We start from the raw sequence: 13010 nt of genomic DNA on the forward strand, positions 1-13010 counted from the left end.
CACCCCCTGCAGACCTGCGAAATGATAACAAACTTGCCCAAACGAGAAAAGTAAATCACGCAATTGCCGCGCCAGAGCTTTGCTTTAGAAAAGGGGTCTGATGGGCCAAGAAACGCTTGTATTCGCTTTGTTGCGGTGTGCTCGCCGCGATCCTCTAGCGTAATTTCCCGGCCGATATATAATCTGTTGTAAATTTTCACTGGGAGGTTTCATGGCGCGAGATCTCAAAGAGGATTTCTTTCGGCTCGATGGGGCATGGGCTTCGTTCGAGCTGATGTCGATCCGGCGGCGCGACGACTATCTAAATCCTTTTCGAGTGCTGCGCTGCAAGATCGACGATCAGGTCGATTTTCAGAGCCCCGAATTGGTGCGCAGCACCACCGAAGCGACGGTATTGATCGAAGTCTTCGGCGAAGAGGAGCTGGTCGCCGCCACCGGCCATGGACCGGTGCACGCGGTGGACAACGCGATGCGCAAGATTCTGGAAAAACATTACCCGCAACTTTCCGAGGTGCGGCTGGAAGAATTCGATGTCCGCTTGTTTCATCCCGGACTTCTGCGCGACGAAGAGCGCGGCGCTGGCGGACTGGTGCGGGTGCTGGCAACGTTCGCCGACGGGATGGACCGCTGGGGCACGGTTGGCGTCGCCACCGATATCCTACAGGCGAGCGTCGAATGTATTATCGACGGCCTCGAATGGAAACTCCGCGGCGAGTACAAGCACTGATTGTCGTGTCGGCGCGTTCAGGCAATCCGGCGTGGCGAAATAGTCGCGCGCTCGCGGCCGCGGCATTGCTACTGGCTGCGACCGTGCTGGGCAGCGGCTGCTCAATGGACCGGCTCATTTTTCACCCCGACCCGGTGCTGCACCAGACTCCGGCAGCGGCCGGTCTTGCGTTTGACGACCTATTTTTCACGACCGAAGACAACGTGCGGCTGCACGGCTGGTTTGTCCGCCACCCGAAGGCGATGGCGACGCTCATCTGGTTCCATGGCAACGCCGGCAACATCAGCCATCGGGTGGAAAACCTCAAAATGCTGCACGAGCGGATACCGATCAATATTTTTATTTTTGACTACCGCGGCTACGGCCAGAGCGGCGGCTCAGTGTCGGAAGCGGGTACATACAAGGACGGCGAAGCGGCGATCCGCTTTTTAAAAGAGAAATACAACGTCGGCGCCGATGAACTGATTATTTTCGGGCGTTCGTTGGGAGCCGCGGTGGCGGCGGAGATGGCCAATCGCTTCGAGAGCATGGCGGTGATCCTTGAAAGCCCGTTCGCGTCGATCCAAGAAATGGCGCGGGCGATACTGCCGTTTCTGCCCTTGGGTTCGTTGACCAGCACACGCTATGCCACGGTGGAAAAAGTACGCGGCATCAAAGCGCCGCTGCTAATTTTGCATGGCGATCGCGATGAAGTCGTGCCGTTTTCCCAGGGCAAGCAAGTCTTTGCGGCGGCGTTGGTGCCGAAAACCTTTTACACGATTGCCGGTGCCGGTCACAATGACACCTACTTTGTGGGCGGTGAGCGCTACTATCAAGCCTGGCGCCAACATATCGAAGCGGCGCACCGGCGGCGCCGGGCGGCTTCGGCAAAAGCAGCGATCTCTAGCGGCTGACCGGGCCGTAGGCGTTGCGCAGATACTGCGAGACCATGCGCTGGGTGTTGAAGAACGAGCCGTTTAGCGCAATCGACGAGCCCATCACTTGGGCAAAGCCATCGGGCGATTGGTAGTAGAGCGGTAGGATGACGTTCTCTAGTTTGTCGTAGAGCGAGTTTGCTTCGGCGGCGGAATCGTTTTCATTGGCGTCGCCGATGGACCAGCCGGTTACGCCTTCGATGTGGCCTTCAATCCACCAGCCGTCGAGCACGCTAAAACTTGGCACGCCGTTGAGCGCCGCTTTCATGCCGCTGGTGCCGGAAGCCTCTTGCGGACGAAGCGGCGTGTTGAGCCAAACATCGACCCCGGAACAGATCAGCTTGCCGAGCGCCATGTCATAGTTTTCCAGATAAACCACGCGCACGTCATTGGCGAGCTCTGCGGCGGCTTCGAAGATGCGCCGAATGATCGCTTTGCCGCCATCGTCGCGCGGGTGGGCTTTGCCCGCGTAAATCAACTGCAAACCGCCGGCGCGGCGCGCGATGCCTTTGAGTCGCTCTAAGTCGGTGAACAGCAAATCGCCGCGTTTGTAGCCGGTGGCGCGGCGCGCGAAACCGATGGTGAAAATAGATTCGTCGAGCTGGGTGCCGGTGAGCCAGCGTACCTGCTGCAATAAATCTCTTTTGGCTTGAGCATGGGCTTGGCGGATCTTCGCCGGCGCTATGCCCACTGCGTAGCGCAGATAACAATTGTCGCTGCGCCAGTCGGGCATCATCTCGTCGAAAAGATCGGCGAATGGTTTCGAGGTCCACGCGGTGGCGTGCACGCCGTTGGTAATCGCATCAATCTCGTAGTTGGGGAACATGCCGCGCGACACTTGGCCGTGGCGCATCGAAACGCCGTTAACGAAACCAGACAAGTGGAGCGCGAGCTCGGTCATGTTCAACTCGCCATTCATTACACCCATTTGGCGCAAGGCCGTGGACCGGTGCTCGCCCAGCACTTTGGTTGCCAGCTCGCTGTGAAAGCGATCGTGGCCGGCGGGTACCGGCGTATGGGTCGTAAACACGCACTGGCGGCGCACCGCTTGAATGTCGGTTTCACTGAAGCCGCGGGCGCGTCCATGACCCGCTTGTTCTTCCAAGAGTGCCAACGTGATCAGCGCCGAATGGCCTTCGTTCATGTGAAAAGAATGGAGGCGGTTATAGCCAAGCGCCCGCAACATCGCCACGCCGCCGATCCCTAACAACACCTCCTGGCACAAACGATAGCGCTCATCGCCGCCGTAGAGATGATCGGTGAGCACGCGGTCGTGCGGGTCGTTGGCATCGAGATCGGTGTCCAAGAACAACAACGGCACGGTGGATCCTTTGGTGCCGCAAAACAGATATTGCCAGGCGCGCACGCGCACATCGCGACCTTCGATGGCGATGCTGACCTGCGGCGCCAACTCTTCAAGAAATTTTTCCGGCGACCATTTCGACGGGCTCTCTTGTTGGTTGCCTTGAGCGTCAAGCCGCTGCTCGAAATATCCTTTGCGATGGAGCAGCGAAACGCCGATTAACGGGACGCCGAGATCGGCAGAGGAACGCAGCATGTCTCCCGCGAGAATGCCCAAGCCGCCGCTATAGGTCGGGATCGCGGAGTCGACGGCGACGTCCATGGAAAAATAAGCGATGGTTCTCAAGTCGGGGTTGTCCATACTTTACTTTATGCTCTGGTTCACGCTTGCGGCTTACGCCGTTTAGGTCAAGCCATCAATTTTGAGGCAGTCCCTTAATCTATCATCGGTTTGTTAGCACATCAATTTTAGGCGGGCTTTGGTATTTGGACGAAATCGCGTTGTCAATTATTCGTAGGGGTTGTTTCTGATGGGTGCCTTATCGAGATAAGTCGTTGAAACAACACAGCTTCAGCCGATTCGGTAGACTCTGCGCAGAGCCTCCCACGAGGGCTGGTCAGCCAAGGTGCGCAGCACGGCCAGGGTCGGCGGCATCATCGGTGCTTGTTTCTTTTCATGGCGGAGCAAAGCCTGTCCGGGGGTGACCCACATGCTCTCGACCACTTCTTCTGAGGTGTGCAGGGGCTCCTGTTCCGGCGGCAGGGCGGCCAGGTAGAAGCGCGTGTCGAAACGGGTTGAATAGTGTTCCGGCGTCACGCGGTGAAAAAAATAGCTAAGCTGCCCTAAATCGCAGTGCAAACTTTCCGCGACCAGGAGTTGGGCAAAGTCCAACTCGCCCTGCTGCAAGGCGCGCCGCTTCTCCATCAAGGTTTCCGACGATTGGCCTTTTGCCGTGGCGATGGGTTCGCCACTCCGATCGACAAAGAAATGAATACCGGCCTCTTCAAAAAGCTCGCGCACTGCCGCCACCCAGTATCCCAAGCACAACTCTGCCGCGCCATCGCTGCCCAACGCTTGGCGCGCCTGGTCCGGTGACACACCGCGCATCTGCTGCAAAATGGTTTCCGACCAATCACTGGTTTCTACCCGGCCTCCCGGAAAAACATACATGCCGGCGTAGGTGTCCATGTGATCCGGCCGGCGATTCATAAAAATCTCAAAGCCGCCGGAGTGTGTAGGACGAGCCAAAACGACGGTCGATGCCGGGAGAGGAGTCGCAGGTTGTGCCACGTGGTAACCCTTTTTTGTCGAAAGCGCCGAGTCTGTACGTTATCTGCTTGTCAACGCAGCTCCCGCCGGGAGAAGATGGAGGCTCTGCTCTGGAATTAGTTTTTTGCCGGCGAGGGGTGGCCGATATGAATATGGGCGCCGGTGGATGACCCGGCGATTGCGTTTCTGAAAGCAATAAACGGAATACCGCTGCGGCGCAAGTAGGAGAGCAGCGATTGGCCCTCCGCGCTGTCGGGATGCAGCGCAACGTCCATGGCGTTGCGATGGTCGAAGCGCAATCGATCATGGGTAGGCGTCTGACCGAAGGCGCTGATGGGCAGGCCACGGCCGAAGGTTTGGGTGAAAAATGCCTCGATCTTGTGCGAGTCGGCGATTGACCATAGCGCCGTGCCGTTGAAGCGAATGAAGGCCGCAGTTTCGCTGTAGCCACCGGCGCCAAGAATAGGCAACCCCAAAATAATATCACGCGTCGAGGCTTCGGTGATGGCGATCTCGGACTCGGCGAGCCATTTTTTCTCTTCGTCGACGCGCAGGATGGCATTGGCCAACGCGCGCTCGGCTTGCGCCACCTCGACGCGCGCGATCAAACCCTGATGATAAAGCTCACGCCGCTGCAAGTACTCTTCATAGACGCGTTTTTTTTCTTCTTCGTGGAGGGCCAAAAGTTTTTGCGCGCCGGCATGGGACTCTTTCATCTTTTCCAAGACGTCGGCGCGCAGCCGCGCCAGCTCGGGATTGGCCGCGGCGCGCGGGGCCGAGCGCGGCACGACCTTATTTTGGGCGTAGCTAGACGCTGCGATGAGGCCTATCAGCAAAACGCCGATGCCGACGGTAACATAGCGGTGCTGCCAGAACCGGGTGAGCATTCCCCGAAGTGTAAGTGCTGACCCCTGGTTTGGTCAAGAGATTTAGTCGAACGGTTGTGGGTCCAGCGGCACACGCGTTACAATGGCCGCCGTTCCAAGGAGTTAGTTGGCAATGACGACAATCGGCAGAGCTTTATTTGGCGCGGTCTTGTTGACGGCGAGCCTGGCGGCAAATTGCGGCGCCGCTGAGTTCAGCGCGCTCGCCGACACCATTGAAAAAGTGAAGCCCTCCGTTGTCGCCGTCGGCACGTTTCAGAAAACCCGCCGACCGCCGGCAGTATTTCGCGGCACCGGTTTTGTGATCGGCAAAGGGCTCCACGTCGTGACGAACGCCCACGTGCTCCCAGAAAAGGTCGACGCTGACAAGCGAGAGTTTGTGGCGATTTTCACCGGCAAGGGGCAAACCCCCGACATTCGTGAGGCCACCAAAGTCGCCGAAGATTTGGACTACGATTTAGCCGTCTTAAGAATCAGCGGCGAACCTTTGACGGCACTCAAGCTAGGCGACTCGACGCGCGTGCGCGAGGGCGAGTATTACGCGCTCACCGGCTTTCCCATTGGCATGGTGCTCGGGCTCCATGCCGTGACCCACAGGGCCATGATCGCCGCCATCACACCGATCGCGATTCCGCAGCTATCGGCACAACAGATCGACAAGAAAGTGTTGGCTCGTTTGATCGCGCCCTACAATATCTTCCAACTCGACGCCACGGCGTATCCTGGCAACAGCGGCAGCCCGCTTTATGACATCCAAAGCGGCCAAGTCATCGGCATCGTCAATAAGGTCTTCGTGCAATCGAGCCGAGAGTCCGCCATCGAGAAACCCAGCGGGATTTCCTACGCGATCCAAATCAGTCATTTGAAAGATTTATTGAAGAAGGCCGGCGTAGAATAATTGACCAGCGGCTTCAGCGCCGGCCGATCCACCCCGACGGACGGCCGATGTGAATGTGCGGACCGGTCGATGCGCCCAGCACCGCGCTCTTGAAGACAATGAAAGGGATGCCGGCTTGGCGCAAGTAGTTGATCAGTGCGCGCCCCTCGGTGCTATCGGGATAGAGCGCCACGTCCATGGCGTTGCGATGATCGAAGCCCAAGCGATTGTGGGTCGGGCTTTGGCCGTAGGCGCTAACCGGCAAATTGTAGCCAAAGGTTTTTACGAAGTAGTTTTGGATTGCCGGCGCGTCGCGCAACGACCAATTGGCGCCGCCGCTGAAACGGGCGAAGTTTTCAGTCTCGCGAAAATTGTTCTTGTCGGCCATCGCAAAGCGATCGACTTTGGCGCCGAGCACGGCTTCCGTAATCGCGATTTGGATTTCGAGAACTTGCGCTTGCATTTCGTGCACTTTTCGCAATGAGGCGACGAACGCTTGTTCCGCTTGCGTCACCGCGGCTTTGTCCGTGCCGCCGTCTTGCAAGAGTTTGCGCTGGCGAACCACCTCCGCTCGGAGAGCTGATTGAGCTTTTTCGTGACTAACCAGCAGCCGTTGGTCGTTGGCAAGCAACTCTTTCATTGCCGCGATCGACGCACCCGTCGATTCGGAGTGTTCCGCCCAGCGGATAAACCGGGCTCGTAGCCAGTCTTGACCGCCGCCAACGATGAAAATGACCAGCGCAATTGGCAGCAAGACCGCCGAGAGCAACAGCGGTCGATCTTTCAAGAACCCTAAAAGCATTAGCGCCCAAGTGTAAGGGCTTAGAAAAAGAGCGTCAAGGCGACGAGGACCCCATGGCCCAGCAAAATAGATGACCAAGAGACGCTCCCCCTTCTACAAAGCCATGTGATAGGATCGGCGCGACCCAAACGCTCCAAATCAATAGGGAGACAACGAGCATGCTGTTCATTGACAATGATGCGGTCAAACAAGTTCTCACCATGGAAGACACGCTGCGCGTCATCGAAGAGGGCCACAAAGAACTTGCTCGCGGCGAGCTTGCCGGCCGGCCGCGGGTCGATGTTTACACCGAGACGCGCAAACCAGAGACGTTTCATCGCTGGGGCACCATGGAAGGGTCGAGTAAAAGCTTGCAGCGTTTCGCGATTCGCTTGAAGTCCGACGTCGTCAGCTGGCCGGTCCGGCACGGCGTCAAAGTCGAAGACAAGTATTGCCGGCAGCCGGGACTTTACTGCGGCCTGATCATGTTATTCAGCACGGATAACGGTGAGCCTTTGGCGATCATCAACGACGGTTATCTGCAGCATCTCCGCGTCGGCGCGCTCTACGCTTTGGGCGCCAAATACCTTGCCCGCCAGGATGCCTCGGTCGTCGGTATGCTCGGCTCCGGCGGCATGGCGCATAGCCATCTGTTGGCGTTCGCGGCGGTGCGCAAGGTCAAGCGCGTGCAAGTTTTTAGTCCGAACCGTGAGCACCGCGAGCAATATGCCTGCGAAATGGCGCAAGCGCTCGACGCCGAGGTAATTGCTTGTAGCAGCGCCGAAGCGGCAGCCAAAGGCGCGCATATTCTCGCGACCTGCACCAATTCGAAAGAGCCGACCGTTCACGCACGCATGCTCGAGCCGGGGATGCATTTGACCCAAGTTTCGGGTGAGCTCGCTGCGGACGTGTATCCCAAGCTTGATCTCTGCATCGGCGGCGGCCCGGCGAGTCAAGTCGTCGAGGGCGCCGCCATCGACGACGCGCAGGGTTTTACGACCTATCTCGCCGGCAGCGCGGCGGCGCTTGAAAAAGCCAAGGGCAAAGCGCGCAGGCGCGCCCGCAAGGATCAGGATTTTCACGGCCGGTTGGTTTCCCTTACCGAGCTGATCACTGGCGGGGCCACTGGCAGGACCAGCGCTCAGGAAATCTCGGCGTCGAGCGGCGTAAAAGTTGGCGGCGAGGATAGCGTCAAGGGATTGCAGTTTGTCACGGTGGCCTCGCTGGTCTACGATCGCGCCAAGGCCGCAGGACTCGGCAGAGAATTTCCGACGGAGTGGTTCCTGCAAGATATTCGCGATTAAGGATTGAATGAAGGCCGTGGCTGAAGCGCGCGTCATCCGCACCGTGTGCGATCCCAATTGCCACGCCAACCCGCGCTGCGGCATTGCGGCGCATGTGGAGCACGGGCGGATCGCCAAAATCGAACCGGGCTCATTTCCGCTGCCAGAATACGACGGGCGCGTCTGCGCCATGGGCATGGCGCGCTTGGAGCAGCAGTATCACAAAGATCGGCTGCGCTATCCGATGCGGCGCACGGGCGCGCGTGGCCAGGGGCAATGGCAGAGAATTAGCTGGGATGAAGTGTACGAACGTCTTGCGACGCAACTGCGCGCGATTGCTGAACGCCATGGCCCGCGTTCGTTGGCTTTTTTCACCGGCAGCGGTGCCGCCGGCGTGCTCACCAAAGGCTCGGCGCAGCGTTTCGCCGCCGCCATCGGCGGCACGGCCTATCGCGCTGGCGGCGTCGACTACGGTGTGCCAAAGGGGCTCGAGTATATGTTCGGCGTGCCGGCGTCGACCTACTTTCGCCCTGGTGGCCACGAGATGGCCGACGCCGTCAATTCGAAACTCATCTTGCTTTGGGGCGGTAACCCAGCGGACACACGCCAGGTCGATTTTCATTTTCTTACCACAGCGCAAAAGCGCGGCGCGAAACTGGTTTGCATCGATCCGAACCGGACGGTGACGGCAAAGCGTGCCGACCAATGGATTTCGCCGCGGCCGGGCACCGACACCGCGCTTGCACTGGCGCTGCTCAACGAAATACTCCGCAACAATCGGCAGGACGACGAGTTTTTGCGCCGTTACACCAACGCGCCGTGCTTGGTCCGGCGCGATAACGGCGCACTGCTGCGCGACGATGACACGACTGACGCGGCGCCGTACTTGGTTTGGGATTTGTCGCGAGGCTTGGCCGTGCGCTGCAGCGAGTCCGCCAATCCAGCGCTACGCGGCCACTATCAAGCACGGCGCGCCGACGGCAGTGTCGTCGCCTGCGCGCCGGCATTCCAATTGCTTTGCGACCTCGCGGCGCAACATTCTGCCGACGAAGTTAGCAACATCACCGGAGTGCCGTCATCGACCATCGTCGAGCTCGGGCGGAAGATTGCACGTAAAAAGCCCGTGTCAGTCCGCATCGGCTACGGTGTCGATCGCTGGTACTACTCCGATTACACGGCGCGGGCGGTTGCTAATCTGGTTGTCGCCACCGGAAATATTGGCATTGCCGGCGGCGGCATCAGCGTGCACGACGGCACCTACGCGGCGCCGCTCAATTTACAAACTTTCCGTGCGCCGGAGGGGCGCGAAGCGGCCACCCTCGATGTGGTTTCCTTGATGTCTGCCATTGAGCATGGCGAGCCGTACCCGGTTCGAGCGTTGTGGCTATCGAGTTCGAATCTTTTCAATCAGACCACTGTCAATCGCAGCCGCACCCTGAGGGAAATTGTACCGAATCTCGAATTATTGGTGGTGGTCGATCATTTCATGACGGATACGGCTGCGCTAGCCGACCTGGTTCTGCCGGCGTGCACGATCTTCGAGAAGAAAGATTTAATCGCCGGTATGTTCCTCCAGCTGCAGCGGCCGGCCGTCGCGCCGGAGGGCGAGAGCAAGAGCGATTGGGATATTTTCGCCGGCCTCGCCGAGCGCATGGGGCTGGGAAAATATTTCGCCGAACAGCCCGAGGCCTATCTGAAGGAAATGATTGAAACCGATCATCCCTTGCTGCGAGGCATCACCCTCGAGCGGCTCGAGCGTGAAGACGCTGTCATGCTCAATCGCGCCGCCGATCCGTACGTCGCGTTCACGGATTTCTCGTTCAAAACGCCTTCGCGCCGAATTGAGCTGTACAAAGAAGAGTTACTGCGGCATGGCGCTGAGCTGCCCTACTATCGTGAGCCGGTGGAAGCTTCACCGGTGAGTCCCTTGTATAAGCAGTTCCCCATCACTCTGCTTTTTTCCCATAGCCGCCACCGCATTCACTCGACGTTTGCCAATTTACCGAAGTTCAAACGCCTCGAACCGGAACCGACGGTTGAGATCCATCCGACCGACGCGGGGAAGCGGAAGATCGCCAGCGGAGACTATGTGCGGGTCTACAACCAACGCGGCAGCGTTACGCTCAAGGCCAGGCTCAATGCGGATATCAAAGTCGGTGTCGCGGTGATTTCGGAAGGTTCTTGGGCGAGCGATTTTATCGAAGGCGATCCGTACAGTCTCACCCACGAGCTGATTAGCGCGAGCTCCGAGAACTATGCGTTCTACGACACGCTGGTCGAAGTCGAAGCATGTTGAGGTTCGTCAAGCATTTTCTTTTGGCTTGCGCGGTGTTATTTCCCGCCGTCCTGCTATTGACGGAGATTGTTCTCTACTCGCAAAACTCTCTCTACCTCAACGGTCGTTGGGTCGTCCAAAAGCGCATGATGAAAATGGGCTTGATTCGAGCGGATGAATTTCTCCTGACACGGACCCCGCTGGCGCGAAATGTGCTCAATCTCGGTAGCAACCTCGGCTATCAGGAAGTTCTTTATCGACAACCGCTGATTCTCGGGCGAATCGACTTCAGATTTCAAATCGAGGATGGGTCCTATCTCGATATTATTTATGATCGAGATGATGCTGGCTATTCAGGCATTCGGCTGAGCAGACGCCCGGAGAGCCCATCGATCGCTTATAAGAGCACGCCAACCGGGCGGTTTCACTCGATCACACCGGCCTCGACGCAAACCATTGGAGCCGGCTGGCACAAAGCATCGGTGCAGAGTTCGCCGTCCGGCGTAACCCTGAGGATCGATGGTCAGATCTTTTCTCCCGAAGCAGCTTCCCGTGTAACCGCCGGTCTGGTCGGTTTTAGTGGGGGAATGAACGGAGCTAAGATCGATGATGTGGAAATTCAACCCCTCGGTGGTTCGCCGTTTCGTGACAGTTTTCGTAATACAAAAAACTGGCGGCGGACGTTCGCTATCACATATGGACTCATGGTCATTCTCGGCGTTCTGCTATCAAAACTAATGCTTGGACGCTACTGGGCTGGCACCAAAGATGGCCTCTATTGTTGGCTGCTGTTGTCTTTCGTTGCCGTTATCTGCGCCGGCAGCTGGTATCTATTCGATTTTCATTTTTACTCCACGCGAATTCCCCGCGATTCGGGGATTACGCGTCCATTGCTTGGCACAGAGAGTTTTCGCCTACCGAGTTTCGAACGATTACGTTTTGCGGCATTTAGCGGTTGGTACGGTTTGGCTGGGGGAGAGATCGTCACGCACCAAAGCCTTAGTGATCGTGGGTACCCGGCCAAGCGGATATTTCAAGGGCCCATTTATTGTGCAGCGCAGCCGCAATCTTGCGTAGAGGGGTTACCGTCGACACCCGGTAATGCAGCGCGCAAAGCACCCAACTGTCGGGTCCTGTTCATTGGTAGCTCGCAAACCATCGGTGCCGGTGCGCGAAGCCTGGAAGAAACATTTTTTGTGCGAGTGCACAAGCATGTCACAGATGCCTTGGCGCCCAAGTTCCATGTCGAGTCAATCAACCTTGCTATGTCCGGGCTCCGGGCCGCCGAGCTGCTCAAGGAATACAAGTCTCGGTATCACGCATTTTGGCCTCATGTCATGCTTATCAACTTGTCCTATAACGACCGGCGCTCCCCAGAGCAGTTTGCCGCCGCCATTGAGGAATTCCTTGGACTCAACCAGGCAGCGGGCATCAAAACACTTTTGCTCCAAGAGGCGAGAAGTCCTGAACCGGCGGATGATAAAAGAGTGCTTGCCAACTATGAAGTGCTGCGGAAGTTGGGCGAAAGATATGCAGCTCCAGTTCTGGCGTCAAATGACTTTCTGCGAGAGGTTAGCAAGCTGCGGACCGGAGCGCTCTGGTGGGACACGGTTCATTTGACGTCTTACGGGCAAGATATCCTCGCAGACTGGCTTGCCCCCCAGGTAATCAATGCTCTGCGCACCTCCCGTATTGCCGTGACAGATTGACCATCAGTCAACCTGCTTTTGACTACCCGATTGGTTGAGAAAACATCAAGCTGCCCACTTCGCCGCGAAGTGATCCCAAGCGCGTTCCACGGACGCAGGCTTGAACGTGCGCTTGGCAATTTTCTCGGCCTCGTCGCGCGACATGAACATCGGCTCGCCGAGGCGCATCGCTTCGGCTTGCAGCTTGGCCGATTCTTCCAAGAACAGCGACAGCATGCAGACCTCGCGAATCGATTGGCCGACGACGACGGCGCCGTGACCGCGCAGCATGAGGGCTTTCGAATTGCCAAGCAGCTTGGCCATTTCACCGGCCCGCGCCGGTGTTTCGACTTGGCCGGTCCCTGTGTAGAGCGGCACGCCTTCGTAGAAAATCGCGCTGTAGTTGTGCATCGGCCGAATGGTTTGGCCCAGCACGCTCATGAGGATAATCGCCGGCGAGTGGAAATGAAAGATCGCCTTTACGTCGCTGCGGGTTTTGTAGATCGCTTGATGTAAGGACGACTGCGGCACCGGTTTTTCGAAGTCGACGAAAAACAATTCTTCAGGCTGCACCAATGCCGGGCTCTTGCGCGGCATGAAGAGCATTTCGTTGCCGTCGTTGCCGCGCATGCTCAAGTGCGCGAAGGCATCGCTCAGTCCTTCGCGGTGGATGATCCGCAGGGCCGCGATGAAATCGTCTTTGGCAGTTTTGTAAGCGTCGTTGCTCATCGAGTCCTCGCTCAGCGTATTTTCAAATCGAAGGCCACCGGACCTTTGTCGCCCTTGCGGGTTTGAAACTGCACGCTGTCGCCTTCATTGACGTCTTCGATCTGTACCCGCGGCGCCATGCTGCCGCGGTGAAAGAAAACGTCTTCGGTGCCGTCATCCGGCTTGATAAAGCCAAAGCCCTTTTGCCGCATTACTTTTTTGACTGTTCCCGTCATAGATCAACCTTCTCCCGCTTTCGCGCATCGAATCTTGACAATCTCTCGTCGCACCCCTAGCCTCT

At 57.9% G+C, this 13010-nt stretch carries 12 protein-coding genes; 6 read left to right on the forward strand and 6 right to left on the reverse strand.

The window, feature by feature from the left end; all coding sequences use genetic code 11:
• Window positions 1-211 precede the first annotated feature (211 nt).
• Both FJ145_04760 and FJ145_04765 read left to right on the forward strand, forming a co-directional pair.
• Entirely contained in the window at window positions 212-727 is a 516-nt protein-coding gene (locus FJ145_04760; GenBank protein ID MBM4260738.1) for a hypothetical protein, read from the forward strand.
• On the forward strand, window positions 676-1620 hold the full coding sequence (locus FJ145_04765; protein MBM4260739.1) for an alpha/beta hydrolase: 945 nt from the start codon (window positions 676-678) through the stop codon (window positions 1618-1620). The genes FJ145_04760 and FJ145_04765 overlap by 52 nt, the downstream gene beginning before the upstream one ends.
• On the opposite strand, the gene glgP is transcribed toward FJ145_04765, so the two are convergent.
• From glgP to FJ145_04780, 3 genes are all read right to left on the reverse strand, one after another.
• Window positions 1610-3304: an alpha-glucan family phosphorylase gene (gene glgP, locus FJ145_04770; protein ID MBM4260740.1), complete on the reverse strand. Its 1695-nt coding sequence runs from the start codon at window positions 3302-3304 to the stop codon at window positions 1610-1612. The two genes, FJ145_04765 and glgP, sit on opposite strands and share 11 nt — an antisense overlap.
• Before the next feature lie 210 nt (window positions 3305-3514).
• Complete coding sequence (locus FJ145_04775; GenBank protein MBM4260741.1) at window positions 3515-4153, reverse strand: hypothetical protein; 639 nt, start codon at window positions 4151-4153, stop codon at window positions 3515-3517.
• Between the two features lie 176 nt (window positions 4154-4329).
• Window positions 4330-5100 (reverse strand): hypothetical protein, encoded by a 771-nt coding sequence (locus tag FJ145_04780; GenBank protein MBM4260742.1) that lies wholly within the window; start codon window positions 5098-5100, stop codon window positions 4330-4332.
• 112 nt (window positions 5101-5212) lie between these two features.
• On the opposite strand from FJ145_04780, the gene FJ145_04785 reads away from it, so the two are divergent.
• Entirely contained in the window at window positions 5213-5995 is a 783-nt protein-coding gene (locus FJ145_04785) for a trypsin-like peptidase domain-containing protein (protein ID MBM4260743.1), read from the forward strand.
• A gap of 13 nt (window positions 5996-6008) precedes the next feature.
• On the opposite strand, the gene FJ145_04790 is transcribed toward FJ145_04785, so the two are convergent.
• Window positions 6009-6761: a hypothetical protein gene (locus FJ145_04790; GenBank protein MBM4260744.1), complete on the reverse strand. Its 753-nt coding sequence runs from the start codon at window positions 6759-6761 to the stop codon at window positions 6009-6011.
• Between the two features lie 173 nt (window positions 6762-6934).
• Between FJ145_04790 and FJ145_04795 the strand changes: the two genes are divergently transcribed.
• Genes FJ145_04795 through FJ145_04805 form a run of 3 tightly spaced genes read left to right on the forward strand, consistent with a single transcriptional unit; the run spans window position 6935 to window position 12022 of the window.
• Entirely contained in the window at window positions 6935-8059 is a 1125-nt protein-coding gene (locus FJ145_04795) for an ornithine cyclodeaminase family protein (GenBank protein ID MBM4260745.1), read from the forward strand.
• Window positions 8060-8066: 7 nt separating this feature from the next.
• A complete protein-coding gene (locus FJ145_04800) occupies window positions 8067-10334 on the forward strand; it encodes a hypothetical protein (GenBank protein MBM4260746.1) in 2268 nt (755 codons plus the stop codon).
• Window positions 10328-12022: an SGNH/GDSL hydrolase family protein gene (locus FJ145_04805; GenBank protein ID MBM4260747.1), complete on the forward strand. Its 1695-nt coding sequence runs from the start codon at window positions 10328-10330 to the stop codon at window positions 12020-12022. The genes FJ145_04800 and FJ145_04805 overlap by 7 nt, the downstream gene beginning before the upstream one ends.
• A gap of 45 nt (window positions 12023-12067) precedes the next feature.
• Here FJ145_04805 and FJ145_04810 read toward each other — a convergent pair whose 3' ends face one another.
• Entirely contained in the window at window positions 12068-12730 is a 663-nt protein-coding gene (locus FJ145_04810) for a class II aldolase/adducin family protein (GenBank protein MBM4260748.1), read from the reverse strand.
• Window positions 12731-12741: 11 nt separating this feature from the next.
• Window positions 12742-12945 (reverse strand): cold shock domain-containing protein, encoded by a 204-nt coding sequence (locus FJ145_04815; GenBank protein ID MBM4260749.1) that lies wholly within the window; start codon window positions 12943-12945, stop codon window positions 12742-12744.
• Window positions 12946-13010: the final 65 nt, after the last annotated feature.

It is taken from the genome of Deltaproteobacteria bacterium (genome assembly GCA_016874755.1).
GTDB lineage: Bacteria > Desulfobacterota > Binatia > UBA9968 > UBA9968 > DP-20.